Annotated in this window: 20 protein-coding genes; 15 read left to right on the top strand and 5 right to left on the bottom strand. The window is 68.7% G+C overall.

All coding sequences use genetic code 11. The features are described 5' to 3' along the window. Positions 1–8: 8 nt before the first annotated feature. Entirely contained in the window at positions 9–2,717 is a 2,709-nt protein-coding gene (locus ACL58G_RS18225) for a TonB-dependent receptor plug domain-containing protein (RefSeq protein ID WP_440962701.1), read from the bottom strand. 132 nt (positions 2,718–2,849) lie between these two features. Then, positions 2,850–3,353 carry a MarR family winged helix-turn-helix transcriptional regulator gene (locus ACL58G_RS18230; RefSeq protein ID WP_413385889.1) on the bottom strand — a complete coding sequence of 168 codons (504 nt, stop codon included), beginning with the start codon at positions 3,351–3,353 and terminating at the stop codon, positions 2,850–2,852. Between the two features lie 127 nt (positions 3,354–3,480). Between ACL58G_RS18230 and ACL58G_RS18235 the strand changes: the two genes are divergently transcribed. The 3 genes from ACL58G_RS18235 (at position 3,481) to ACL58G_RS18245 (ending at position 6,036) form a co-directional block, all read left to right on the top strand. Further along, the gene (locus ACL58G_RS18235; protein ID WP_440962702.1) at positions 3,481–4,512 is read left to right on the top strand and encodes a Rieske 2Fe-2S domain-containing protein; all 1,032 of its coding nucleotides are present in this window, start codon (positions 3,481–3,483) and stop codon (positions 4,510–4,512) included. Beyond that, entirely contained in the window at positions 4,509–5,456 is a 948-nt protein-coding gene (locus tag ACL58G_RS18240) for a PDR/VanB family oxidoreductase (protein ID WP_440962703.1), read from the top strand. Before ACL58G_RS18235 ends, ACL58G_RS18240 begins: the two co-directional genes overlap by 4 nt. A gap of 76 nt (positions 5,457–5,532) precedes the next feature. Continuing rightward, on the top strand, positions 5,533–6,036 hold the full coding sequence (locus ACL58G_RS18245) for a MarR family winged helix-turn-helix transcriptional regulator (protein ID WP_413385892.1): 504 nt from the start codon (positions 5,533–5,535) through the stop codon (positions 6,034–6,036). A 21-nt stretch (positions 6,037–6,057) separates the two neighbouring features. Here ACL58G_RS18245 and ACL58G_RS18250 read toward each other — a convergent pair whose 3' ends face one another. Then, positions 6,058–7,617, bottom strand: coding sequence for an acyl CoA:acetate/3-ketoacid CoA transferase (locus ACL58G_RS18250; protein WP_440962704.1), 1,560 nt, complete (start codon positions 7,615–7,617; stop codon positions 6,058–6,060). A 127-nt stretch (positions 7,618–7,744) separates the two neighbouring features. Here ACL58G_RS18250 and ACL58G_RS18255 point away from each other — a divergent pair, with 127 nt between their 5' ends. From ACL58G_RS18255 to ACL58G_RS18270, 4 genes are read left to right on the top strand one after another with little or no spacing between them, the layout of a single operon-like run. Then, entirely contained in the window at positions 7,745–8,533 is a 789-nt protein-coding gene (locus ACL58G_RS18255) for a crotonase/enoyl-CoA hydratase family protein (RefSeq protein ID WP_413385894.1), read from the top strand. A gap of 28 nt (positions 8,534–8,561) precedes the next feature. Next, the gene (locus ACL58G_RS18260; protein ID WP_440962705.1) at positions 8,562–10,418 is read left to right on the top strand and encodes a feruloyl-CoA synthase; all 1,857 of its coding nucleotides are present in this window, start codon (positions 8,562–8,564) and stop codon (positions 10,416–10,418) included. After that, positions 10,415–11,659, top strand: coding sequence for a thiolase family protein (locus ACL58G_RS18265; protein WP_440962706.1), 1,245 nt, complete (start codon positions 10,415–10,417; stop codon positions 11,657–11,659). Before ACL58G_RS18260 ends, ACL58G_RS18265 begins: the two co-directional genes overlap by 4 nt. A gap of 10 nt (positions 11,660–11,669) precedes the next feature. Next, positions 11,670–12,434 (top strand): SDR family NAD(P)-dependent oxidoreductase, encoded by a 765-nt coding sequence (locus ACL58G_RS18270; protein ID WP_413385897.1) that lies wholly within the window; start codon positions 11,670–11,672, stop codon positions 12,432–12,434. On the opposite strand, the gene ACL58G_RS18275 is transcribed toward ACL58G_RS18270, so the two are convergent. Beyond that, positions 12,382–13,344 (bottom strand): LysR family transcriptional regulator, encoded by a 963-nt coding sequence (locus tag ACL58G_RS18275; RefSeq protein ID WP_440962707.1) that lies wholly within the window; start codon positions 13,342–13,344, stop codon positions 12,382–12,384. The two genes, ACL58G_RS18270 and ACL58G_RS18275, sit on opposite strands and share 53 nt — an antisense overlap. Before the next feature lie 143 nt (positions 13,345–13,487). On the opposite strand from ACL58G_RS18275, the gene ACL58G_RS18280 reads away from it, so the two are divergent. From ACL58G_RS18280 to ACL58G_RS18315, 8 genes are all read left to right on the top strand, one after another. After that, positions 13,488–15,206, top strand: a complete 1,719-nt coding sequence (locus tag ACL58G_RS18280) for a CocE/NonD family hydrolase (protein WP_440962708.1) — start codon at positions 13,488–13,490, stop codon at positions 15,204–15,206. Continuing rightward, positions 15,203–16,357 (top strand): CapA family protein, encoded by a 1,155-nt coding sequence (locus ACL58G_RS18285; RefSeq protein ID WP_413385900.1) that lies wholly within the window; start codon positions 15,203–15,205, stop codon positions 16,355–16,357. Before ACL58G_RS18280 ends, ACL58G_RS18285 begins: the two co-directional genes overlap by 4 nt. Then, positions 16,354–17,445, top strand: a complete 1,092-nt coding sequence (locus ACL58G_RS18290; protein WP_440962709.1) for a 2-hydroxyacyl-CoA dehydratase — start codon at positions 16,354–16,356, stop codon at positions 17,443–17,445. The genes ACL58G_RS18285 and ACL58G_RS18290 overlap by 4 nt, the downstream gene beginning before the upstream one ends. Beyond that, positions 17,442–18,752, top strand: coding sequence for a 2-hydroxyacyl-CoA dehydratase (locus tag ACL58G_RS18295; RefSeq protein ID WP_440962710.1), 1,311 nt, complete (start codon positions 17,442–17,444; stop codon positions 18,750–18,752). The genes ACL58G_RS18290 and ACL58G_RS18295 overlap by 4 nt, the downstream gene beginning before the upstream one ends. Next, the gene (locus ACL58G_RS18300; RefSeq protein ID WP_440962711.1) at positions 18,749–19,999 is read left to right on the top strand and encodes a CaiB/BaiF CoA transferase family protein; all 1,251 of its coding nucleotides are present in this window, start codon (positions 18,749–18,751) and stop codon (positions 19,997–19,999) included. The genes ACL58G_RS18295 and ACL58G_RS18300 overlap by 4 nt, the downstream gene beginning before the upstream one ends. Positions 20,000–20,024: 25 nt before the next feature. Continuing rightward, a complete protein-coding gene (locus tag ACL58G_RS18305) occupies positions 20,025–21,272 on the top strand; it encodes an MFS transporter (RefSeq protein WP_413385904.1) in 1,248 nt (415 codons plus the stop codon). Continuing rightward, positions 21,269–22,648, top strand: coding sequence for a hypothetical protein (locus ACL58G_RS18310; protein ID WP_413385905.1), 1,380 nt, complete (start codon positions 21,269–21,271; stop codon positions 22,646–22,648). Before ACL58G_RS18305 ends, ACL58G_RS18310 begins: the two co-directional genes overlap by 4 nt. 196 nt (positions 22,649–22,844) lie before the next feature. After that, positions 22,845–25,526, top strand: coding sequence for a TonB-dependent receptor plug domain-containing protein (locus ACL58G_RS18315; protein ID WP_440962712.1), 2,682 nt, complete (start codon positions 22,845–22,847; stop codon positions 25,524–25,526). Positions 25,527–25,580: 54 nt separating this feature from the next. Here the strand turns inward: ACL58G_RS18315 and ACL58G_RS18320 are convergent, their stop codons facing one another. Next, positions 25,581–26,690: an alpha/beta fold hydrolase gene (locus ACL58G_RS18320; protein ID WP_440962713.1), complete on the bottom strand. Its 1,110-nt coding sequence runs from the start codon at positions 26,688–26,690 to the stop codon at positions 25,581–25,583. Positions 26,691–26,815 lie beyond the last annotated feature (125 nt).

Consider the following 26,815-nt stretch of genomic DNA (forward strand, 5'->3'; position numbering starts at 1 on the left):
CGTGAGTTTCAGAAGTGCTTGTTGAGCGAGAGCGACACGATGCGTCCCACCGGGTTGGTCAGGGTCGGGTCGAAACCGCCGCCGCCGTTGCTGCTCTGCGCGATGTTGACGAACGGCGGGCGACGGTCGAACAGGTTGTTCACGTTCAGCGCCAAGGTCGTGTCCTTCAGGAAGCCGGCATCGAACCGGTAGGCGACCTGCGCGTCGACGGTGGTGCTGCTGGACACCTCCTGCAGCGGCGCCGCGAGGTTGTTGTCGTAGGCGTTCTGGTAGTTCACGTACACGTTGGCGTTCCATGCATCGAGGTTCCAGGTCGACGATAATCGGGTCTTGAAGCGCAGCGGATTATAGATCCGGTTCAGCTGGTCGACGAGCGGGGCGCCGGATGTCACCGCCACCTGGTACTTCGTGAAATAGGTGCCGCTCGCGCCGAAGCCGAAATCGCCGAGGTCCCCGGCCGGCACGCGCGTGCTGGCCGTGAAGTCGAAGCCGCGCGCGAGCGACTTGCCCAGGTTGTTGGCGCTGCCGTCGACGTACAGCGTCCAGTGTTCGGGCAGCACGCCGAAGGCCGGGTATTGCGCCTTCATCTGCGCCACCATGGCGGCCGACGGATTGCGCACGATGATCCCGGTGCCGGCGAACTGCGCTTCCCGGTTCAGCAACGTCAGGTCGGACAAATAGCTCGTCACCTGGTTCTCGTACTTGATGTCGAAGTACGTCAGCCCGAGCTTCGTATTGTGGCCGAACGCCGGTTCCCAGTCGACGCCGAGCGATTTCGTGGTCGCCGTTTCCGGCTGCAGGTTCGGATTCGACGCCGACCGCGCGACGCCCACGCGCAACGCGCCGCCGTTGGCCGGGTCGGAATAGTTTTGCACGAACAGCGCGCCGCGGCCGTTGTTGACGGGCGTGTTCACCTCGGCCAGCAGCGGCGCACGGAACGACGTGCCGTAGCTGCCGTGCACGACGACGCCTTTCACGGGCGCCCAGTTGAAGCCGACCTTCGGGTTGTTCGTGCTGCCGACGTCGCTGTAGCGGTCGGTGCGGCCGGCGATGTCCAGGTCGAGCCGGTAGATGCCGGGCATGGCGTTGGCGGCGCCGACCAGCGGTACCGCCAGCTCCGCGTACAGCGATTTGATGTTGCGTCCCAGTCCCATGCTGCTGGCGATGGGCGCGTCGGTCGTGCCGAACGTCGAGCCGACGTCGGTGCGCAGGCGCTGGTATTCGAAGCCCGCCGCGGCGCGCACGTCGCCGCCGGGGATGGCGAACAGGGGACCGTCGGCCTTGACCTGCGCATTCTGGAAGATCGTCTGGCCGGGCGCGATGAACAGGCCGTTCGCGATTTGCGCGAGGGTGGCCGGGTTGTTCGGGCCGCCGAACACGTTCAGCGCCGTCGCCGGATTCGTGTCCGCCAGCGCGGCCGCGACGGCGCCGCTGTTCAGGCCATGCACGGTCGCGGACTGGTCGTTGTTCTTGCCCCACGTGTAGAGGGCACCGGCCTTCCAGCCGGCGGCCAGCGTCTTGTCGATGCCGATCGTGGCTTCGAACGAGCGCGAATAGCCGGTCGCGGTGTCCGGCGCCAGCTGGCCGGCGAACGACAGCGCCACGTCTTCCGACGTGCCGGCCGGCGCGCCCGCGGGCCGCACATAGAACGGGTTGGTGCTCGGGACGGTGACGGTCGACGACGGCGAACCGGGCCGCATGCGGTACGTGCGGCGCGTGGCGAAGCCGTCCGCGTACAGCGCGTAGCCGTTGCCGAGGTCCTGGTTGAACGTGAAGGTGGCGCTGTTGCGCTCCTGGCGCGGCAGGATGTCGGCGTACTGCAGGTTGTCGCACTTGTTGACGGTGCCGGCGGCCAGGTCGCCCGCGTTCGCCGGCGCGACGCCGCCGGACGGAATCGCGTAGGACGTGCCGCCGATGAGGATGTTCCCCGGTGCGCATTGCGTGGAGCGGAAGTCGCCGCCGCCGCGGGCGCGCAGGTCGCCCCGGAAGAAATCGCGATCGCGGCCGTTCAGCGCCGTATGGACATCGTTCTGCACGGTGGCGACGACCTGGCCGCCGCGCCACCGGTGTCCGAGCAGTGCGCCGGCCTGGTGCTCGCGGTAGCCGTCCGCCGTGCCATAGCGCACGAAGCCTTCCGCGCCTTCGACGTTGCGGCGCAGGATCAGGTTGACGACGCCGGCCACCGCGTCCGAACCGTAGATGGCCGAGGCGCCGTCCGCGACGATCTCGACGCGCTGCAGCGCCAGCATCGGAATGATCGACGGATCGATGCCGGAACCCGTGGTCCCCTGCGGCACGACGCGGTGGCCGTTGACGAGCGACAGCGTGGCATACGGACCGATGCCGCGCAGGTTGACCGACGAGCCGTACGTGATGTTGCCGGCGCCGCCCGCCTGGCCGCGCGACGATTCGGACACGCCGAGGTTGAACACCTGCGGCACTTCCTGCAGCAGGCCGGCGGTGCTGACGGCGCCCGACGCCTCGATGTCGCCGCGCGTGAGCGATACCACCGTCGAGCCGACCGGCGCCACGCCGCGGATGCGGCTGCCGGTCACGACGACCTGCTCCGGCTGCTCGCCGTTGTCCGGCGCCGCGGACGCCGTTTGCGCCTGCGCGCCCGCAGCCATGGCGGCGCAGGCGCAGAAGACCGCGAACGCGACGCCGGACCGGCGGGGAAAGGTGTGCGTGGACTTGATCGTGCGTACCGCGTTGGCCATCCTGTGTCTCCGATTAAAGTTATGAAATATACTAATTGCATTCTATAACTAAAAATCGGGGGTTGTAAAGTTGGTTACGGCGCGGTCCGCGGACGGGTGCGCCGGTGCTCGAAGTGATGGAAGTGCCGGTCCTTACACGTCGTCGGAGGCGGTGGGCAGTGCCAGGGGCGCGCGGCTTTGTTCGTTGTTGCCGTTGACGAGTTTGGCCAGCAGGTGCATGAACACGTCCTGTTCGCGCGCGCTCAGGGGCGCCAGCATCCGGTCGCGCAGGCGCTGGGCGCCCGGCTCCAGCGCGGCCAGCAGGCGCGCGCCGGCGGGCGTGATCGTCAGGGCGCGCTGGCGCCGGTTGTGCGGAATCACCTTGCGTTCCAGCAGCCCCTTTTCTTCGAGCCGGGCGCAGACGGTGGCACCGGTCGAGGTGTCGATGGCGGCGAGGCCCGCCAGCGAGACCTGGTCGATGCCGGGATGATCGGCCAGCCGGCTCAGGATCGCATACTGGACCGGCGTCAGTTCGCCGCCCATTTCGTCATGGAAGAGGGACACCGAAATCTGCTGGGCGCGGCGCAGCAAATGGCCGGGGTGCTGGTACAGGTCGAGCGACGATCCGTGATCGTCGGGCACGCGTTTGCTTGGCATGTTGAGGGCCGCTTCTGGTGCGGCGCATCATCGAAATAATCCGGATCACCAGTTTACTTCGGCATCGATGCGCGCGATACTTTTTAAAACATTCAGTGTACTGAATATCAAACGACAAGGAGACGAGATGTTCCCCAGGAATGCGTGGTACGTGGCGTGCACGCCCGACGAGATCGACGGCAAGCCTCTCGGTCGCCAGATCTGCGGCGAAAAGATGGTGTTTTACCGGGGCGAGGGCGGCAAGGTCGCCGCGGTCGAGGATTTCTGCCCGCACCGGGGCGCGCCGCTGTCGCTGGGCTTCCTGCGCGATGGCCACCTGGTATGCGGCTACCACGGCCTGCAGATGGGCTGCGACGGCAAGGCGGTGAGCATGCCGGGCCAACGCGTGCGCGGGTTTCCCTGCATCCGCAGCTATGCGGTCGAGGAGCGCTACGGCTTCATCTGGGTCTGGCCGGGCGACAGGGCGCTGGCCGATCCGGCCGCGATCCACCATCTCGAGTGGGCGGACAATCCGGAATGGGCCTACGGCGGCGGGCTGTATCACATCGGCTGCGATTACCGCCTGATGATCGATAACCTGATGGACCTGACGCACGAGACCTACGTGCACGCGTCCAGCATCGGCCAGAAGGAAATCGACGAGGCGCCCGTCACGACGAAGGTCGACGGCGAACAGGTGGTGACGAGCCGCTTCATGGAGAACATCATGCCGCCCCCGTTCTGGCAGGCCGCGCTGCGCGGCAACGGCCTCGCGGACGACGTGCCGGTCGACCGCTGGCAGATCTGCCGCTTCAATGCGCCGAGCCATGTGATGATCGAGGTGGGCGTCGCCCATGCCGGCAAGGGCGGCTATCACGCCGACCCGGCGCACAAGGCGTCGTCCATCGTGGTCGACTTCATCACGCCGGAAACGGAGACGTCGCACTGGTATTTCTGGGGCATGGCGCGTAATTTCAGGCCGCAGGACGAGGCGCTGACCGAGACCATTCGCGCAGGACAGGGCAAGATCTTCAGCGAAGACCGCGCCATGCTCGAACTCCAGCAGCAGAATATCCTGCGCCATCCGGAGCGCAAGCTCCTGATGCTCAACATCGACGCCGGCGGCGTGCAGTCGCGCCGCATCATCGACGCCTGGCTGGCACGGGAGGCGGTAGCATGAGTGACCTCCAGGTACGCGTCGCAAGAAAAAACCGGGAAGCCGCGGCCATCTACAGCTACGAACTCGTGCCGATCGATGGTGCCGCGCTGCCAGGGTTCACGGCCGGTGCGCACATCGACGTCCATCTGCCGAACGGCCTCGTGCGCCAGTACTCGCTGTGCAACGCGCCCGGCGAGACGCACCGCTACCTCATCGCCGTGCTGCGCGATACCGCTTCGCGCGGCGGCTCGCAATCCATGCATGACGACGTCGACGAAGGCACGCTACTGACGATCAGCGCGCCGAAGAACCATTTTCCGCTGGTCGAGGCAGAGCGCTCGCTGCTGCTGGCGGGCGGCATCGGCGTCACGCCGATCCTGGCGATGGCCGAAACGCTGGCGGGCGAGCGGGCGCCGTTCGAACTGCACTATTGCGTGCGCGCGCCGGAACGCGCCGTCTTCCTGGAGCGCATGCGCGGCGCCGGATTCGCCGGGCAGGTCCATGTTCACTGCGACGCCGACCAGGCGCTCGACCTGGCCACGCTGCTGGCAGCGCCGGAACCCGGCACGCATCTTTACGTTTGCGGCCCGCAGGGCTTCATCGACCACGTGTTGGGCAGCGCACGTGCCCTCGGCTGGCCCGCGGCGCAGCTGCACGTCGAGTATTTCGGCGCGGCCGCCGTCGACACGGACGGCGACCGGCCGTTCGACGTGCGGCTCGCATCGAGCGGCCGGGTCGTGACGATCCCCGCGGGCCGGACGGTGCTGAAGGTGCTGGCCGAGCAGGGCGTGGACATCCCGTATTCATGCGAGGAGGGTGTGTGCGGCACCTGCCTGACGCGGGTGCTGGACGGCGTGCCGGACCACCGCGACCTGTACCTGACCGACGGGGAGCGCGCGGCCAACGACCAGTTCACGCCTTGCTGTTCGCGCGCCCGGACCCCGCTGCTCGTGCTGGACCTCTAGCGTCCACCCGGCCACGGCGTTTATTGTGCGATGCATTTTTACTTTATAATGATTTTCTTTTGCAACGTTCATGCCGATGGCCACTCGCCAAAACGCCAAACTCGTCACCGCCGTCCAGGAAGCCGCGGGACAGCCGCTCGACCAGAGCCTCCTTCTGAGCCTGGTCGGCTATAACTGCCGCCGCGCCTATCTGACCATCGTTCCGCATTTCGAGGAACGGATGAAGAAGTTCAACCTGCGCGCGGTCGATTTTTCCGTCCTGAGCCTGCTGCACGCGAATCCGAACATCACCCAGAAGCGCCTGTCGAAGGCCGTGAACGTGTCGCCGCCGAACCTGGCGATCCTGCTGGACAAGCTGGAAGAGCGCGGCCTGCTGGTCCGCCAGCGCAATCCGCTGGACAAGCGTTCACAGACCCTGGTACTGACGCCGGAAGGCACGCGGCTGTGCGCCAAGGCCGAGAAGACGGTGTCGGAACTGGAGCTGGAAGCGACCGCCATGCTGACCGACGCCGAGCGCGCCGAGCTGGTCAAGCTGCTGCAAAAGATCTTCCTGCACGACGAGGACGACGCGCAGGCCTGAGCCCGCGCGTTTTTTGCGCGTTCAGCGCGCGGCGAGTGCCTGCGCCAGGCCGCCCCACACCGGCATGAACAGGCGCGCGTCCATCGTGCCCACGTCGCGCACGATCGGCGCAAAGCCCATGTGCGCCAGCACGTCCCGCTCGAGATCGACCCCGGGCGCGATTTCCGTCAGTTCCAGTCCGTCCGCCGTCAACTGGAACACGGCCCGTTCCGTCACGAACAGCACATCCTGGCCGCGCTGCGCGGCGTCATGGCCGTTGAACGTGATCTGCTCGACCTGCTCGATGAACTTGCGCGAGCGGCCTTCCTGCACGATGCGCAGGCGGCCGTCTTCCACCGCCACGTCCAGCCCGCCCGCCGTGAAGGTCCCACAGAAGACCAGCTTGCGCGTCGAGCGCGTGATGTTGATGAAACCCCCGCAACCCACCGGCCGGCCGTTGAACATGCTGACGTTGACGTTGCCGTGGACATCGGTCTGGGCGAGGCCGAGGAAGCTGGCATCGAGGCCGCCGCCGTCGTAGAAATCGAACTGCGCCGACTGGTCGATGATGGATTCGGCATTGTAGGCGAGGGCGAAATCGCCGCCCTGGGCGGGAATGCCGCCGTTGACCCCGCTCTCGATGCTGAGGGTGAGCAGGTCCGACACGCCTTCCTCCGCCGCGATGGACGGAATGCCGGCCGGGATGCCGATGCCGAGATTCGTGATCGCGCCGGGCGTCAGTTCCAGCGCCGCGCGGCGCGCGATCACCTTGCGTTCGTCGAGCGGCATCGGCACCAGCGAGCGCACGGGCACGCGCACGTCGCCGCACAGCGCCGGACTGAACACGGTGCTGATCGACTGCATGTGTGATTCCGGCTTGGCCGTCACGACGTAATCGATCAGGTAGCCCGGCACTTTCACCCGCTTCGGATGCAGGCTGCCTTCCTGCACCACCTGTTCCACCTGCGCGATCACGATGCCGCCGCAGGCCCGGGCCGCCTGGGCGATCTGCAGCTGCTCCAGGTGCACGCCTTCCTTGTCCAGCGTGAGGTTGCCCTTTTCGTCCGCGACGGTGCCGCGGATGATCGCCACGTCGATCCGCGGGCAGGGGTAGTGCAGCCATTCCTCGCCGGCGAATTCGGTCAGGCGCACCAGGTCCTCGGCCGCACTGGGATTCAGCTTGCCGCCCTGCTGGCGCGGGTCGACGAAGGTGCCGAGCCCCACCTTGGTCAGCAGGCCCGGCGTGCGCGCCGCCATGTGCCGCGTCAGGTGCGACAGCGAGCCTTGCGGGAAGTTATAGGCCTCCACTTCGTTCGCAAAGATCATCCCCATCAATTCCTTGCCGGTCTGGCCGAAGTGGCCCGCCACCGTGCGCCGGATCATGCCCTTGTGGGCGAAATGCACCATGCCGCCGGTGCCGCCGTTGCCGATCGCGCCGCAGGCCCAGGTGGTGAGGTTGCGCGGATGGCCCTCGGCCAGGAAGCGCCGCTCGAGCGCGATCAGGACTTCTTCGGCCAGTCCCATCATGGCCAGTCCGCCCAGGAAGATGGTGGATTCGTCGCGAACCAGGGCGGCGGCGCCGTCGGCGCTGATGACTTGCATGGCTGTCTCCATATAGAGTTTCGATGTAATGGTTATCGATCATAAACAATTTGCTTGCAGGCTGCAATAAATTCGTTATAGGAGATAACCATTACGACTCAACAGATTCATTTGGAAAGCCAGGACAATGAGCCAGAAACCGGATACCCCATTGCTAAGCATCGAAACGGTCGGCGCCGTGGCAAAGATCACGCTGTGCCGTTCGGCCAAGCGCAACGCACTCAGCGACGACCTGGTGCGCGAGCTGCGGCTGTGCTTCGAATCCCTCCCGGACACCGTCCGCGCCGCCGTGCTGCTGGGCGACGGCCCGGCGTTCTGCGCGGGGCTGGACCTGTCCGAGGTCCGTGAAAACAATACGACGCAGGCCGTGTTCCACTCCCGCATGTGGCATGCGGCGTTCGAGGCCATCGGCTTCGGCCGCGTGCCCGTGGTCGCGCTGCTGCACGGCGCCGTCGTGGGCGGCGGCCTGGAACTGGCCAGCGCGTGCCACGTGCGGGTCGCGGAATCCTCCGCGTTCTACGCGCTGCCGGAAGGTTCACGCGGGCTGTTCGTCGGTGGCGGCGGCTCGGTGCGCATCGCGCGCCTGATCGGCGTGGCGCGCATGACGGACCTGATGCTCACCGGCCGCGTGCTGGACGCCGCCGAGGGTCATGCCGCCGGCATCAGCCACTACCTCGTCGAGCCGGGCGAGGGCCTGGCCAAGGCGATGGCGCTGGCCGAGAAAATCGCCGGCAATTCGCCGATGACCAATTACGGCGTGATGCACGTGCTGCCGCGCATTGCCGACCAGTCGATCCAGGATGGCCTGATGACGGAAGCGCTGATGGCGTCGGTCGCGGCCAGCGACCCGGAAACGCGCCAGCGCCTGGCCGCCTTCCTCGATGCCAAGACCAACAAGGTCCGCCAGACCGGCTGATCCGACAACCCATCCACAAGGAGACATCATGGCGAACCAGGCTCGCTACCGCCCGGTGCATTTCGCCCGGGCCGCGGTGGAAGTGCGGGAAACGCCGGACGCGGTCCATGTCCGTGCGCGCGCACCGCTGCAGGCGTATGCGGCACGCACCACCGATCGTCTGCTGCACTGGGCGGAGACGGCGCCCGACCGCAGCTACATGGCGCGCAAGGAGGCTGGCGCCTGGCGCCACCTGAGCTACCGCGCCGCTTGCGACAGTGCCCGCGCGCTCGGCGAAGCCCTGCTGCAGCGGGGGCTGTCGGCCGAGCGCCCGGTGCTGGTCCTGTCCGGGAACGACCTGGAACACGCGCAGCTGGCACTCGCCTGCCAGTACGCCGGCGTGCCCTATGCGCCCGTGTCGCCGGCCTACTCGCTGCAGTCGCAGGACTTCGGCAAGCTGCGCCACGTGGTCGAGCTGCTGCGCCCCGGGCTCGTCTTCGCCTGCGACGGCAACGCCTACGCGGCGGCGATCCTGGCCGCGGTGCCGGCGGAGACGGAGCTGGTGCTCGTCCAGGGCGCCGTCCCCGGCCGCGCCGCGACGCCGTTCGCCAGCCTGCGCGCGACGCCGCCCACCGCGGCGGTGGACGCGGCCCGCGCGGCGACCGGGCCCGACACGATCGTGAAATTCCTGTTCACGTCCGGCTCCACGCGGATGCCGAAGGCGGTCATCACCACGCAGCGCATGCTGTGCGCCAACCAGCAGATGCTGCTGCAGTGCTGGCCGTTCCTGGCCGAGGAGCCGCCCGTGCTGCTCGACTGGCTGCCCTGGAACCATACGTTCGGCGGCAGCAAGGACGTCAACCTGGTCCTGTTCAATGGCGGCACGCTGTACATCGACGACGGCAAGCCGACCCCGCAGCACATCGGCATCACGCTCGAGAACCTGCGCGACGTGGCGCCGACCATGTACTTCAACGTGCCCAAAGGCTGGGAAGAGGTCGCGCACGCACTGGCGCGCGACCCGGACCTGCGCAAGCGCTTCTACAGCCGCCTGAAACTGCAGTTCTATGCCGGCGCCGCGCTGTCGCAGCCGGTGTGGGACCAGCTGCACGCGAGCGCGGAACAGGAATGCGGCGAACGTATCGTCATGACGACGGGCCTGGGCATGACCGAGACGGCGCCGTGCGCGATGTTCGTGCTCGACAACGAGGCGCATGCGGGCGAGCTGGGCACGCCGTGTCCCGGCATGGAGGTCAAGCTGGTGCGGGAAGGGGACAAGCTGGAAGTGCGCTACCGCGGCCCGAACGTCACGCCCGGCTACTGGCGTGCGCCGGAGGAGAGCGCCGCCGCGTTCGACGAGGAAGGCTTCCTGCGTTCGGGCGATGCGGTCAAGTGGCGCGACCCGGCGCGGCCGGACCTGGGCCTGCTGTTCGACGGCCGCGTGGCCGAGGACTTCAAGCTGGCCACCGGCACCTGGGTCAGCGTGGGGCCCCTCCGGGAGCGTGCCATCCGGGCCGGTGCACCTTATTTGCAGGATGCCGTCGTCACGGGGCACGACCGCAACGAGCTGGGCCTGATGATCATCCCGCGCCTGCCGCTGTGTCGCGAACTCGCGGGCCTGCCGGAATCCGCACCGGTCGCCGACGTGCTGGCCGCGCCGCCCGTGCTGGCCTTCTTCCATCACCTGGTGCAGACGCTGCACGACGGCGGCAGCGGCAGCGCCACGCGCGTGCGGCGCGCCTGCCTCCTGCACGACGTGCCGAACATCGACCGCGGCGAAATCACGGACAAGGGATCGATCAACCAGCGCGCGGTGCTGACCCATCGCGCCGCGCTGGTGGAGGCCCTGTACGCCGGCACCGCGCCGTCCTTCATCCAACCCAACGATAGCGGGAAACCGACATGAGCCTTTACTCCGCCTACGACGATATCTGGATCCTCGACGGCGTGCGCACGCCCTTCGTGGATTATTGCACCGGCTTTTCGGCCGTCTCGCCGACCGATCTCGGCATCAAGGTGGCGCGCGCCGTGCTGGAACGCGCCGGCGTGAACCCGGCACAGGTCGGCTCCGTCCTGTCCGGGAACATGGCGCCCGGCGACTGCTTCCAATACATGATCGCGCGCCACATCGGCCTGTACGCCGGCGTGCCGCAGCAGGTCACGGCGCTGAACGTGCAGCGCATTTGCGGCACCGGCTTCGAGCTGTTCCGCCAGGCTGCGGACCAGATCAAGCTGGGCTACGCGGACACCGCGCTGGTCGTCGGCACCGAAAACATGACGCGTAACCCGATCGCGGCCTTCGGCCACCGCACCGGCTTCAGGCTGGGCGCGCCCGTCGAGTTCCAGGATTACATGTGGGAGGCCCTGATCGATCCGGCGCCCGGCATCACGATGCCGCAGACGGCGGAAAACCTCGCGGTGCGCTACGACGTCAAGCGCGAGGAAGTGGACGCCTACGCCTCGCGCAGTTTTTCTCGCGCGGTCGCCGCCCAGGCGCGCGGCTTTCACGGGGGCGAGATCGTCCCGGTCGTCAACGAGGCCTTCGACCTGGAAGGCTATGCGCGGCGCACCCTCCGCCTGACCGGCAAACAGAAGGAACTGACCATCGACACGCACGTCCGGCCATCGTCGGTCGAGGTGCTGGCGGGCCTGCGCCCGCTCTACCCGGGCGGCGTACAGACCGCCGGTAACAGCGCGGCGCTGGTCGACGGCGCCGGTGCCGCCATCGTCGCCAGCGGGGAGGTCATGCGCGGCCGCAGCCGCCCGCCGCTGGCGCGCCTGCTGGCCTGCGGCGTCGCCGGCGTGCCGCCGGAGATCATGGGCATCGGCCCCGCGCCGGCGATCCGCCTGCTGCTGGAGCGGAGCGGCCTGCGCCTGGACCAGGTCGGGCTGTTCGAGATCAACGAGGCGCAGGGCGCGCAAGTGCTCGCGGTCGCGCGCGAGCTCGGGCTCGACGAGGAGCGCCTGAACGTGAACGGCGGCGCGATCGCGCTCGGGCACCCGCTCGCCGCCACCGGCATGCGCCTGACCATCACGCTCGCGCGCGCCCTGCGCGAGACCGGCCGCCGCTACGGCGTGGCGTCGGCCTGCATCGGCGGCGGGCAGGGCATCGCGCTGCTGCTCGAGAACCCGGATTCGGACAACTGAAGGAGAGACTATGCAACTGGCAGGACAGGCCGCCCTCGTGACGGGCGGCGCATCGGGCCTCGGCGCCCAGACCGTGCGCGAACTGGCGGCGCAGGGCGCCCGGGTGGCGATCCTCGACGTGAATATCGAGGCCGCGCGGGCGCTGGCGCGGGAGGTCGGCGGACTCGCGCTACACTGCGACATCTGCGACAGCGCCAGCGTGGAAGCGGCCCTACGGGCGGCGGCCGACGCGCATGGCGGCGCGCGCATCCTGGTCAACTGCGCGGGCGTCGGCGGCGCGCGCCGCCTCGTCGGGCGCGACGGTAGCCCGATGCCGCTGGAGGACTTCAGCCGCATCGTCCAGGTCAACCTGATCGGCACGTTCAACGTCGTGCGCCTCGCCGCGGCCGCGATGGTCGGGACGGAACCGCTGGAAGACGGCGAGCGCGGGGTCATCATCCTGACCTCGTCGGTGGCCGCGTACGACGGCCAGGTGGGCCAGGAAGCCTACGCGGCGTCGAAAGGCGGCCTGACGTCGCTGACCCTGCCGCTGGCGCGCGACCTGGCGCAGTTCGGCGTGCGCGTCGTGACTATCGCCCCGGGGCTGTTCATGACGCCCTTGCTGTACAAGCTGCCGGAAGAGGTGCAGCAGTCGCTGGCCGCATCCATTCCCTTCCCGAAGCGGCTGGGCAAGGCGGAGGAATATGCGCGCCTCGCCGCCCACGTCGTCACGAATCTGTCGCTCAACGGCGAGGTGATCCGCCTCGACGGGGCGCTGCGTCTGCCGCCACGCTGAGCGCGGCGCGGCGAAAACATTCGATCAGGTGCTCGACCGGGGCGGACAGCACCCGGTCGGCGCGCCGCACGATCACCAGCTCGCGCGCCAGCGGCATGCGGGCCGGCAGCGCCGCCAGGCCAGCCTGGAGCGCTTCCTCCCGGTGCAGCCGCGGCACCAGCGTCACGCCGAGGCCCGCGCCCACCAGCGCCAGCGCGGTGCGGATCTGCTCGACGACGAAGCGCGGACGCAAGGTCACGCCGGCCTGCAGCGCCGCGTGTTCCACGTCCCGCTGCAGCCGGCCCGTGCCGCCCAGGATCAGCGGGACGTCCGCCAGATCGCCCCAGCCGGCCGATTTGCGCGCCGCCAGCGCGCTTTCGGGCCGGCACACCACCACGAACGGATCGTGCAGCAGCGATTCCGTCACCAGATCCCCTGGCTCGGTGGGCCGTGCGGCCACGCCGAAATCCACCACCCGGTCCTGCACCCAGGCCGCCGCCTTCGCGCTGGGGATGTCGTGCAGGCTGACCTGGAAGTCCGGATAGTCGCGGTAGAACAGTGTCAGCGCCTGCGCCGCCAGGCCGGACGCCACCGACGGCACGACCGCCAGCGAGGTGCTGCCGCGGTGCGTATTGGCGGCGTCGCCGATGCCGCGCATCGCATGCTCGAAATTGCGTACGAGGTCTTCCGCCACCACGGCGAGGCGTTCGCCCTGGACGGTCAGGCGCAGCGAGCGGCTGCTGCGGTCGAACAGGGACAGTCCCAGCTGCTGTTCGATCTTCGCCACGGTCGCCGACAGCGACGGCTGCGAGATCCCGAGCCGCCGGGCGGCCGCGGAAAAGCTCGCGCAACGGCTCGCCATCGCGAACACCTCCAGCTGGCGGATCGTCAGGTTCGTGCAGGCGCCGGTTTCCGCTTTACTATCGATCATATTTATGAATAAATGGGATAGATAAACAATACATAGAGTACACCTTAAGCCGCGTCGGAGGAACCTGGAAAAACATGCTTGCCTTTCGATGAGATTACTTATAAAGTATAAGCATTAAAAATCAAAAGCAGCAGGAGACAGCAATGCCACCAACGATGCGCCGCGCACTGCAGGGAATAGTCTGCGCGCTGGTATTGACGGCCGGGACGGCCGGCGCCGCCGGGTTCGGCGCGCCGCTGCCGCCCGCCGTCCACGAGGTCGAGCGCAGCTCGTTCTACATCCCGATGTCGGACGGCACCCGCCTGGCCGCCGACGTGTACCGGCCGAAGACGCCGGGGCGCTACCCGGTCATCCTGCACGCCAGCGCGGCGCGCAGCCGCCCGTCCGAGACGGACGACCGTTCGGGCGCGGGCGGGTTTTCCACGCAGATGATCAACCTGGCCCGCTACGGCTACGTGTTCGTGGTCGTCGAGCGGCGCGGCCTGGGCGCCTCGTTCGGCACGCGGCGCGGCTACCACGACCGCACCGAGGCGCGCGACGCCTACGACCTGACCGCCTGGGCCGCCACCCAACCCTGGTCGCAGGGCGCGGTCGGCGTGTTCGGCTGCTCCAACACGGGCGACGCCGCAATGCACTTCCTGACCACGAAGACCCACCCGGCCCTGAAGGCGGTGTTTGCGGGCTGCTTCAACTGGGACAAATACAGCGGCGGGCGACGCGGCGGCGTACTGGCCAACTGGGGGACCGGTCCGCAGTCCAGCGTCGAGCAGGACCTGCGCACCGCGATCCCGGTCGACGGCGACGCCACGCGCACCCTGCTGCACGAGGCGGTGCGGGATCATGCGCGCAACACGCCGCTGCTGGACCTGTGGTCGGGCATGCCGAACCGCGACGACGTCTCGCCACTGACCGGCACGCCGTTCTGGGAAGAGGGCAGTATCGCCACGTACGGCGACGCGGTGCGCAAATCCGGCGTGCCGGTCTATATCCAGGGCGGCTGGCAGGACGACTTCCGCGCCCAGGCGTTCATCGCGCTGGCCAACCTGACGCAGCCGGCGAAACTGATCGTCGGCGACTGGGGCCATTGCCACAGCAAGGACTTTTCGATGGCCGCCGAGGCGTTGCGCTGGTTCGACCACTGGCTCAAGGGCGCCGACAACGGCATCATGCAGGAGCCGCGCATCCATTACGAAACGGTGAACGCGGGGTGGCGCACGGCCGACGCGTGGCCCGTGCCCGCCAGCCATCCGGCGAAAGCCTTCCTCGGCGCGGGCAGCCTGGGCATGCGCGAACCGGAACCGGGCAAGCAGTCGTTCAAGGTCGACTACCAGCCTGTCTGCGCGCGCGGCACGGGCCTCGGTCCGACCTGCCCGCAGGACGACAAGGGCCTGACGTTCACGAGCGCGCCGCTGGCGGCCGACATGGAACTGACGGGCCACCCGGTCGCCGACCTGTGGCTGTCGGCCAGCGTGGACGATGGTCCCCTGTTTGCCTACCTCGAGGACATCGCGCCGGACGGCGCCATCGCCATGGTCAGCGAAGGCCGGCTGCAGGCGCGCCACCGCAAGCTGGCGCCGGCACCGTTCGCGCTGCCGGGCATTCCCTGGCACAGCTTCGCCAGGACGGACGTGGAGAAACTGGTGCCAGGGCAGGCCGCGCGCTTCGTGTTCGACCTGCTGCCCGTGTCGTGGGTGTTCAAGGCCGGGCACCGCTACCGCCTGACCGTCACCGGCGCCGACCCGCGCGAAAAACTGCGCAAGACGTATGCGCCGGCGCCGACGTGGACCGTGTGGTTCGACCGCGCGCATCCGTCGCAGCTGGTGCTGCCCTTGGTGTCGTCGCCTTCGGGGGCGTCGTCATGAACGACCTTTCCCTGCTGATGGTCGGCGACCTGGTGCTGGACGAACCCGATCCGGACCGCTTCTTCGACAATGCGCGCGCCGTGCTGCGCGGCGCCGACCTCGTGGTCGGGCACGTGGAGACGCCGTACACGCTGCGCGGCAAGGAACAATCCGGCGACGTGCCGGCGGAAGCGGGCGACCCGGCCAAACTCGCGAGCCTCGCGCGGGCGGGCTTCCACGCGGCCAGCCTCGCCGGCAACCATATCTACGACCAGGGCGAAGAGGGCGTGGCCGACACCATCGCCGGCCTGTACGCGCACGAGATCGCGCCGTTCGGGGCCGGCGTGGATCTCGCGGGCGCACGGCTGCCCGCCATCCTCGAGCGGGGCGGGCTGCGCTTCGGCTTCCTGGCCTATAACTGCGTCGGACCGCGCCTGTCGTGGGCCGGCCCGGACAAGGGCGGCTGCGCGTACGTCCAGGTGATCTCGCACTACGAACCGGAAGGCGCCAATCCGGGCGGTCCGCCGCAGGCATTCACGTTCCCGGTCCCGGCGACGCTGGACGCCATGCAGGCCGACATCGTGGCGCTGCGCCGGCAGGTTGACATCGTGGTGGTCTCGCTGCACAAGGGGCTCGTGCACACGCCGGCGCAGCTGGCGATGTACGAACGCCCGGTGGCGCGCGCCGCGATCGAGGCGGGTGCCGACATCGTCGTGGGCCACCATCCGCACATTGCGCGCGGCATCGAATTCTACAAGGGTAGGCCGATCTTCCATGGCCTCGGCAATTTCGTCACCGTGACGCGCGCACTGAACGTGGAAGGCAACGACCACCCGGCGCGCCTCGCGTGGGCCGAGCGGCGCCGCAAGCTGTTCGGTTTCGTGCCCGATCCGGGCATGCCGTGCTATCCGTTCCATCCGGAGTCGCGCAACACCATGATCGCGGATTGCCGCATCGGGCCGGACGGCCAGGTGAGCGCGGGCTTCCGGCCGTGCTGGATCGGAGACGACGGCGCGCCCCGTGTACTCGGCAACGAGGCGCAAGGGCAGGCGGTGGCCGCCTACCTGGCCGATATCGGCCGCGCGGCCGGCATGGACACGGTGTTCCGCTGGGAGGGCGAACGCGTCGTCGTCGCCCCGGGCGGCAAGGATCCGATGGGAGAGATGGCATGAGCGCGGCCGACATCCTGAAAAGCGCATGCGCCCAGCCGTTCGCCGCGGCGCATGCGGCAAAGGGGCAGGGGCGACGCGTCGTCGCGTACCTCGGCACCTCCGTCCCGGTGGAATTGATCCGCGCCGGCGGCGCGTTCGCGTTCCAGCTGGCCGGCGATCCGTCGCTGCCGGCGCCGTTGTCCGACCTGTACCTGGACGACGAATACGACGGCGAGATCCGTTCGCTGTTCGACCGGATCGGCGGGGGCGGCTGCGACGTGGCCGACCTGGTCGTGATCCCGCGCGCGTCGAACGGCCTGCTGTACCTGTATTACAGCCTGCTCGAACTGCGCCGGCTGGAGCCGCAACGGCGCTTTCCCGAACTGCTGCTGTACGACGTGCTGAACACGCCGAACTGGGCGACGGCGCGCTACGTGCTGGACCGCACCCGCGCGCTGCATGCGCGGCTGGGCGGTTCGGTCGACGACGTGCGCGCCGCGATCGCCCTCGGCAACGAACAGCGGCGCGCGCTGCACGCGCTGAACGCGCGCCGGCGCGCCGGTCGGCTGCGCGGCAGCACGTGGTGGACTGCGTTGCGCGCAGCGCGCGTGATGGAACCGCAGGCCTGGCTCGATGCGGTGCGCGCGCTCGGCGACGAGGCGGCACCGGCGCGGCGCCTGCTGCTGAAGGGCCATGGCCAGGACACGCCGGTCCTGTACGCGCTGGCGGAGTCGCTCGGCGCGAACATCGTGGCCGACGACCACCTCGGCGGCGAGCGCACCGTGCAATGGCTCGTCGACGAGACGGCGGAACCGCTGGCCGCGCTGGCCGGACACTATCAGTCGCGCGTGCCCACCATCCGCTCGTATCCCCAGGCGGCGGAGGATGCCGCGTGGCTGGCGCTGCTGGCCGAGAGCGGGACGCAGGGCGTGCTGTTCTACCACGAGGAATTCGACGACACGTTCGGCTGGGACACGCCGTGCCAGGTCGACCGTCTCGCCGCGCTCGGCCTGCCGCACGCGCTGCTGGCGCGCCAGTCCTACCACGCGCCGGACCGGGACGCGCAGCGCGCCGTCCTGGCCGGCCTGATCGAAAGCATACGCCCATGAGCCGTCCCGTCCCCACCCGCCTCGCGTCGACGCTGGCGGCCAACGCACACCAGAAGGAAGAATTTCAGGCGTTCCGCCGCCGCGTGCTCGAAGACGGCGAACCGTACGTCATCTCGGACGCGGTGGCGCCGGCCGAGATCCTGCATGCGATGGACATCCACGTGACGCCCGTCGTCTGGTACTCGGCCATCATCGCGGCCAAGCAGCTGTCGCCGTATTACTTCGAGCAGATGGATGCGCGCGGTTTCCACGACCGCCTGCCGCGCTATACGAGCCTGCCGCTGATGAGCACCCTGGACGGCGATCCGGAGCGGGCGCCGTACGGCGGCCTGCCGAAGCCGATGATGATCCTGTCCCGCTTTCGCGACGACTACGGCCAGCGCATCGGCGAACTGTGGTCGCGTGCCTACGGCGGCGTGCCCGTGTTCGGCCTGGACGCCAGCTCCAGCACGGCGCTGGGCCCGCGCTGGTGGGAGCGCGGCCTGCGCGACTGGGAAACCCTGTACGAGCCGCACCGCCTCGACTTCCAGGTCGAGCAGCTGGAAGGACTGATCCGGACGGCCGAGACGCTGTCCGGCCGCAGCTTCGAACCGCTCGAGTTCATGCGCCAGATGCACCGCATTAACGAGGCGGGCGAGATCGTGGCCGACATCCGCGACATGCTGGCCCGTGCGCGTCCGCTGCCGGTGCCGCTGACGGAGCAGCTGGCCAACGTGATGGCGCCGACGTGGGACCGGGGCAGCGCCTGGTCCGTGTCCCACCTGAAGGCGTTCCGCGACGAACTGCGCACGCTGATCGCGCAGGGCGCGGCGGCGTGCCCGGACGAGCGCCTGCGCCTGCTCTGGGTCGGCAACGGCCTGTGGTTCAACACGGGCTTCTACCGCGCGTTCGAGGAAAAGTACGGCGCCGTGTTCGTGTGGACCATGTACTCGAACTTCCTGTCGGACGGCTACCGCCGCTATTTCCGGGACGACCCGGCGCACGCGTTGCGCGCGCTGGCCTCGCGCCACATCAGCATGAACGAGCAGCTGCACGTGCCGCCGTGGATGGGCGACTGGATCGTCGAACAGGCGCGCGCCTACGGGGCCGACGGCGCCGTGATGCTGGTGCCGAAGCACGACCGCATGGGCTCCCTCGGCTCGCGCCTGACGAAAGTCGCGCTCGAACGGGCCGGCATCCCGGTCGTGGAGCTGCACGCCAACATGGTCGACGCCCGGATGTGGGACGACGCGGCCATGCGGAAGAAGGTTGAAGATTTCATAGAGCAGCGCCTGTTGCGCGGTTCGACAACAACGGAGACAGCATGAGCGAAGACACGACGCTCCCCCGCCCGCTCGAGGGCATCACGATCCTGGACCTGACGACCGCGCTGGCGGGGCCGTACGCGACCCTGATCCTGGCCGGCCTCGGCGCCCGCGTGATCAAGGTGGAGAACCCGCGCAATCCGGATTCGGCGCGCACCAACTCGCCGTATCTGGGACGCGAAGGCCTGAAGGTCACGCGCGAGCACGACGACGACCTGTCGCTGGCGATGCTCGAGCGCGGCCGCAACAAGGAAGCGGTGACCCTCAACATGAAGCACCCCGAGGGCCGCGCGCTGTTCCTCGACCTGGTGAAACATGCGGATGCCGTGGTCGAGAACTACAGCGCCGGCGTGGCCGACCGCCTCGGCATCGGCTACCGGGCGTGCGCGGAAGTCAATCCGCGCATCGTGTTCACGTCGATCAGCGGCTTCGGCGCGAACGTGCAGCCGCGCCAGAACAAGGCCATGGACAACATCGTGCAGGCGATGAGCGGCATGATGCTGGCGTCGGGGAATCCGGGCGATCCGCCGGTGCGCACTGGCATCCCGTTCGGCGACCTGTCCGCGCCGCTGTTCGCGGCGATCGGCACGCTGGCCGCGCTGATGCAGGCGCGCGCCACGGGCCGGGGCCAGCACGTCGACGTGTCGCTGCTGGGTGCCCTGTCGTCGCTGGTTGCCGCCGAGCCGTTCGAGATCATGGCGAAACTCGGGCATCCGACCCGCGCCGGCAATTTCATGGCGCGCCTCGCCCCGTTCGGCGTGTTCCCCACGTCCGACGGCTACATCGCGATCTGCGCGCCGAAGGACGATTTCGTGTCCGGCCTGTTCAAGGCGATGGACCGGCCCGACCTGATGCGGGATGCGCGCTTCGCCACCCGCGACGCACGCGTGCGCAACCACGTCGAGCTGCACGACATGGTGAGCGCGTTCACCCGCACCATGACGACCGACGCGGCGGCCGAACGGCTGACCGACTTCGACGTGCCGAACGGCCCCGTGCGCGAGCCGGCCGAGGCCTTGCGCGATCCCACGCTGCTGGCGCGCGGCGAGACGGCGAAGCTGCAGCATCCGGTCTATGGCGCGGTGGAGGACATCGTCGTCGGCGGCCTGCCGATCCGCATGTCGGGCGCGTTCACGGGATTCGACAAGCCGGCCGTGACGCTCGGCGCCAGCAACGGCGACGTGTACGGGCAGATGCTGGGCCTGGACGACGAACGCATCGCCGCCCTGGCGCGCGACGGCGTGATCTGATGAATAAAAACGGAGGAGACACACCATGATGGCCGACGATACCGTACCCAGGCTCGCCCCGCAGGCGCGCTGGGTCGTGTTCTACCTTGCCGTCGTCTTCGCGATGATGACGATGCAGATGTCCAGCCTGGGCTTCGCGCCCCTGCTGCCCGCGATCCAGAAGGACTTCGCGATGAGTTTCAGCCAGGTCGGCACTTTTACCGGCGTGTACGGCCTGGTGGCCCTGGTCGTCAGCATCCCGGCCGGCATGCTGGCCAAGCACTACGGCGAAAAGCGCGTGATGTGCGCCGGACTCGCCATTCTCGCCCTGGGTTTGCTCGGCCTGTCGCTGGCCGAAAACTTCGGCGAGGCGATCACCGCGCGCGCCGTGTGGATCTTCGGCTACCGCCTCGCTTTCGTCTGCGTGATGACGGCGATCGCGCTGACCGCGCCGGCGCATCTGAAGGGCAGGGCGATGGGCGTGCTGGGCGCCATGTCCTCGCTCGCGACGGTGCTCGGCGCGCCGTTCTGCGCGGAGATCGCCGTGAGCCTCGGCTGGCGCCACGCGATCATGGCGTTCGGCGGCATGGCGCTGCTCGGCCTCCTGGTGTTCGCGGGCTTTTACCGCCAGCGTCCCGAGGTGGTGCAGGCGGGGCGCGCCGCCCAGGGTGACCGCCAGGGCGCATTCTCGGCCTTCCGCATCCCCATCGTCTGGACGATTCCGCTGCTCGGCCTGTCGAACATGGGCGGTTTCGCCGCGACGTTCTTCCTGCCGGCCGCGCTGAAGGCGCAGTTCGGGATGGATGCGGCCGGATCGGCCCAGGTGATCAGCATCGCCTACATCTGCGCGATCGTCGTGAACCCGCTGTGCGGCTGGCTGTCCGACCGTTTGAACCGCTGGCTCGTCCTGGCCGGCATGATGGCGCTGAGCATCCCGGCCTCGCTCGCGATGATGTCGGATAACGTGCTGGTGTTCGAAGTCGCGGCGGCCACGCTGATCGCCTGCGGCCTCGCCACGACCAACCAGCTGTACCCGACAGTGGCGGAACTGATGCGGGGCCGCGACGTCGGCCCGCTGATGGGCATCACGGCGCTCGGCGGCGGCATCTTCGGCTACCTGGGCCCGCAGGCACTGGGCTGGCTGCGCGACTGGTCGGGCGGTTTCACGGCCGGCTGGTGGACGCTGGCCGGCGTGGCCGCCTTTTCCACCTGCCTGATGCTGTTCCTGAAAAACTACGCCGACCGCAACAATGCCCGCCTTGCGGCGCACGCGGCACGGGAGGTCACCGTATGAAGCGCATTCTCCTGGCAACCTGCGTGGCGCTGGCCTGCGCCGCCCACGCCGCCACGCCGCACACGAGTACCGAGGGCAAGCTGAAGGACGGCACGCCGTACCGCATCGACATGCCGCAGCACTGGAACGGCGCGGTGCTGATCGGCCTCGATTACGCGAGCCGGCCGCCCGGACCCGACGCCGACGCTCTGCTGGCGGAGGGCTATGCACTGGCCGGCACCACGCGCCAGGTCAGCGGCTGGGCCATCCACCGCGCCGCCGCCAACGCGGTCGAGACGCTCGACCTGGTCGAGGCCAGATATGGCAAGGCGGCGCTGCCGATCGAGTTCGGCCAGTCGCAGGGCGGCCACACGGCGGCCGTCTCGGTGCAGGCGTATCCGCAGCGCTGGCGCGGCGCGCTCGTCCAATGCGGCGGCCTGTCGGGGGCGATCGGCCAGTGGCAGGGCAAGCTCGATGGGCTGTTCGTCGCGAAGGCGCTGCTGGCGCCGGATTCCAGCCTGCCGGTGACCGGCATCCCCGACGACTGGCAGACGACCGCGCTGCCGGCATGGACCGCGATGCTCGCGGAAGCCGAGAAGACGCCCGCCGGCCGGGCGCGCATCGCCCTGGCGGCGCGCGTGGCGCAACTGCCGGAGTGGTCGATTCCCGCCAACGCGGAACCCGTGCCGGACGATCCGCAGGCACGGGCGCGCGGCCTCGCCGACAGCCTCGTGCGCGGCCTGGTGCGCCAGGCGCTCGGCAGCCGCAACCAGATCGAGAAGCTCGCCGGGGGGAACATCAGCGCCAACGCGGGCGTCGACTACGGCGCGCTGCTGGCGGCGGCCGACGGCGATGGCCTCGTGCGCGGGCTGTATCGCGACGCCGGCCTGTCGCTGGACGCCGACCTCGCCACGCTCGCGAAGACGCCGCGGCTGACGGCCGATCCGAAGGCGCTCGCGTATTTCGCGACGGGGACGTTCGACGGCGACATCGCCGTGCCGGTGCTGACCATGACCGGGATCGGCGACGCCATTTCGCCGACGGCGGCGCAGCAGGCCTACCAGGACGCGGTCGACCGGGCGGGAAAGGGCGAGCTTCTGCGGCAGACGTACACGCACAGCGCGGGCCATTGCGGCTTCACGCCGGCGGAGACAGTGGCGGGCGTGCATGCGCTGGTCACGCGCATCAAGAGCGGGCGCTGGCCGGATACGTCGGCGCCCGGCATGGCGGCGCTGGCGCGCGCGACCGGCCTAGGCGAGGCGCGCTTCATTCCGTACGCGCCACCGGCTTTCCTGCGTCCCTATACGGCCTGCACGCTGCAGGCTACCCTGAAGTCCGCAGGCCTGCAGCCGTTCGCGCTGCCGGGCCAGACCCTGCCGCATTGCGTGGCGCCCTGAGCGCCACCTCATCGACGGCGCCGTCGGCTGTGCGCTGACGGCGCCGTCCTTTCATTCCCGATTTCCCGCGACACCCGGCGCACGCACGCGTACGCATACACATTCGCCGCGCAGAAATTTTGCGCCCGGTGTTTACTTTTCCGACAAAATGGTTTTATAGTAGAACGAATATAAAACATAACTAAACGGAGACACCATGACTCGCTCGTACCGCAAGACCCGTCAGTTCCGCATGACCGCCGTCGCGTTCGCGACCTTCTGCCTGGCAGCAGGCATCCCGGAGGCCGCGCTCGCGCAAGCGACGCCGGCCGCCGCCGCACCCGAAAAGGTGCAGCAGATCGTCGTCACGGGCACCAGCATCCGCGGCGTCGGCGCCGTCGGTTCGCCGTCGCTGTCGATGAACCGCGAAGCCATCTCCGCCAGCGGCGCCAAGGACAGCAGCGAGATCGCCCGCCTGCTGCCCCAGGTGATCAACCTGGGCGCGGACGAGAGCCGCCTGGGCGGCGCGCAGGACGCGGCGGCCAACACCACGCGCACGTCCGGCATCAACCTGCGCGGCATCGGCAACGAGGCCACGCTGCTGCTGGTGAACGGGCGCCGCGTTGCGTCGAGCGGCGTGATCAAGTCGCTCGCGGATCCGAACCAGATCCCGGCGGCCGCGATCCAGCGCATGGAAGTGGTGCTGGACGGCGCGTCGGCGATCTACGGCTCGGACGCCGTGGCCGGTGTCGTGAACATCATCACGCGCAGCAACGTGGACGCGATCGAGACCATGCTGCGCTACGGCAGGGCGGATGGCATGAACCAGAAGATCTTCAGCCAGACGCTGGGCAAGACGTGGGACGCCGGCAGCGTGTTCGTCGCCTACGAGCACAACGATCGCAGCAGCCTGGCCGCGAACGCGCGGCCATTCTTCTCGAACGATCTGCGTCCGTACGGCGGCACCGACCAGCGCTCCACCCAGGCCGTGCCGGGCAACGTGCTGATCGGCCGGAACATCTATGCGATCCCGGCCGGCCAGAACGGCATCGGCCTGACGCCGTCGCAGCTGGTCCAGGGCAGCGGCAACCGCTACGATGCGGGCACGGTGGGCGATTTCCTGCCGAACCAGAAGCGCGACACGCTGTATGCCAACGCCTATCACAAGGTCAACGACCGGCTGGAAGTGTTCTACGAGGGCCTGTACTCGCAGCGCGACTACCGCCAGCGCACCGCGCCGCTGGGCGCCAATCTGAACGTGCCGGCCACCAGTCCGTACTATGTGCGCCCGGCGGGCGCGCCGGCCGGCACGGGCGAAACGGTGGCCTACCGCTTCCTGTTCGACGACCAGGACCTGAACATCGGCGGGCGCGAGAACAACAGCCAGAACGCGATCGGGCTGACCTACGACTTCGACAATGGCTGGGAGATCAACAGTTCCTACTCGTACGGGAAGAACGACGCCTGGGTCCACCGCAATGGCCTGATCAACACCGGCAACGTCGGCCGCGCCATCGCCGCCGGCACCATCAATCCGTTCAGCGCCCTGGCCGGCGCCAACCCGGGCTTCGCCGATTTCGCCGCGCACCGCGACCAGACCGCGACCAACAAGGACAGCACGTTGATGTTCAAGGTCGACGGCCCGATCGCCCGCCTGAGTGCCGGCAATGCCCGCCTCGCGGTGGGCAGCGAACTGCGCCACGTCAGCTTCGACCAGGGCCTGTGGCAGAACGTGACGACGCCGACGACGGCGCCGCGCCATTCGGAACTCCGGAACAGCCGCAGCGTGAAGTCGCTGTATTCCGAGCTGTACGTGCCGCTCGTCGGCGGTCCTACCGCCACGCCGTGGGTGAAGCGGCTCGAACTGTCGGTGGCCGGCCGCTACGAGCGCTATTCCGATTTCGGCAGCACCACCAATCCGAAGGTCGGCGTGACCTGGGCGGTGAACGACAAGGTCAGCTTCAATACCACCTACGGCACGTCGTTCCGCGCGCCGTCGCTGGTCGATAATCTCGGCTCCTATACGAACCTGTCGCTCACCAACATCTTCGTCCAGGACATCAGCGATCCGACCGCCCCGGGCGGCGTGCGCCACGGTATCTACGTCAATGGCGGCAATCCCGGCCTGAAGCCCGAGAAGGCGCGCACCTGGTCGTTCGGCGCCGACATCAAGCCGGTACGCGGCATGACCATCTCGGCCAGCTACTACAAGATCGACTACACGGACCGCATCGACACGATCCAGGCCAACAGCGCGCTGGCCAACGAGGCCTTGTACGCGAACTACATCATCCGCAATCCGTCCGCGACCCTCGTCAATTCCTATTTCGGCAGCCCGAACCTGCAAAGCCCGCCGGAGAATCCGGCCAATATCGGCGTCATCATCGACGGCCGGCGCAGCAATCTCGGCTCGCTCCGGCAGCACGGCATCGATCTCGACAGCCGCTACGTCATGAAGACCGGCTCGGGCGACTGGATGGTCGGCCTGAACGTGGCCAAGATCCTGAAACTGGAGCGCTCCAGCGCGCCCGGCCTGCCGTTCACGGACGTGCTCGACACGTTCGGCAATCCGGTCAGCCTGCGCATGCGCGCGTCGGCTGGCTGGAAATCCGGCGCCGTGTCCGCGAACATGTTCGCCAACTACATCGGCAGCTACACCAATACGGCGCTCGTGCCGAACACCGAGGTGCCGAGCATGACCACGTTCGACGCCACGTTGACCTATGCGGTCGACAAGGGCGTGGGCTACGGCTTCGGCGGCACCGTGCTGGCGTTGAGCGCTCAGAACCTGTTCGACCGCGCGCCGCCGGTGGTGCTGAACGGTACCAGCTCCTGGGACTCGCAGAACGCGTCGGCGATCGGACGGTTCGTGTCGATCTCGCTGACGAAGAGCTGGTGATTGGCCCGAAGGGCGTCCGGCCAGATGGGCTCGGGGAGCCCATCCTACGTGTCGTCAGGTCTTCGCGGCGTCCTTCCCGTCCAGCCAGTCGAAGATTTGGGGCCAGAGGCGCGCATGCGCGCTGCGCCCCACGAGCACGCCCACGTGCTGCAGGTTGACGCCCACGTCGCCCTCGTAGTGCAGCAGTTGCTTGCGGGGGCTGGCCGTTGCTTCGTGGAACGGCACCAGCGCATCGGGTGGAATCAGCTTGCTGCGCGGGTCGACGACGGACAGGAGCGGCGCCGTCAGGTCGCGCGGGCCGATCGTGCGGTTGCCGAGCGCGAGCTTGCCCTGCATGAAGGCATCGTGCCGGTACAGCGACTCGACGATCTCCGTGAACAGCCGGCCCGGCAGCGGGAACTCGTCGTGCGTCCAGCGTTCCACGCGCATGTGCGTGACGAGCGCCTGCGGGTCCGTCATCGACAGCATGCGGTCCGTCCAGCGCTCCCACTGGAATGCCTGCGGCTCGGCCATCGCGCTCATCATGTTGAGGAAGACGCCGGGCACTTGGCGGAACGTGTCCGCGATGGGGCGCGCGTGCGGCGTCGCGTCGATCAGGCGCGCGAAGCAGCTCGAGGCGGGCGTGAAGTGCAGCGGCGATTCGAGCAGGATCGTCGCGCGCACGGCCTCGGGGTGCAGGCAGCTGTGGATGGCGGCAAGGATGCCGCCCAGCGAGTGCCCCGCGACGACGACATGGTCGGGCCCGCCGTCGGCCGCGATGGCCCGGCGGCAGGCCGCCAGGAGGTGGTCGCCGTAGTCGTCGAGGCCGAAGTGGTCGTGCGTGTCGGGCAGCGCCACCCATTCGGCCAGGTAGACGCGGTAGCCGCGCTCCAGGAAGCGCCGCACGACACTGATGTCGGGCGCCAGGTCCCAGATGTAAGGGCGCTTGATGGGGGCCGGCACGATCAGCACGGCCGGGCTGCCGTTCGGGGCGATGTCGGCCGGGGCGCCGTAGCGGCGCACGTTCAGGCCGGGTTCCGTGTGCAGGACCGTCGACGGCGTCTGCTGCGGGCCGTAGCCCACCCGTTCCAGCATCTCGCCGCGCGCCTTGCGGCTGCGGTCCATGTTCTTGAGGGCCTGCGCACCGAGCGCGCCCATCGCGGTGTTCCAGTTGCTTGCCTGCATGGCGATTCGTCCGAGGTCAGAGTGGAAGACACCGCACTCTACGCCACCAATCCGCAGGCTCCAATCGCGTCAGACCGGAAAGTCACGCGCGTTTGCGGAGCGCTAAACTGGAAACGTGCACGATG

The sequence above is a fragment of the Massilia sp. GER05 genome (assembly GCF_052056005.1).
Taxonomy (GTDB): domain Bacteria; phylum Pseudomonadota; class Gammaproteobacteria; order Burkholderiales; family Burkholderiaceae_D; genus Telluria; species Telluria orientalis.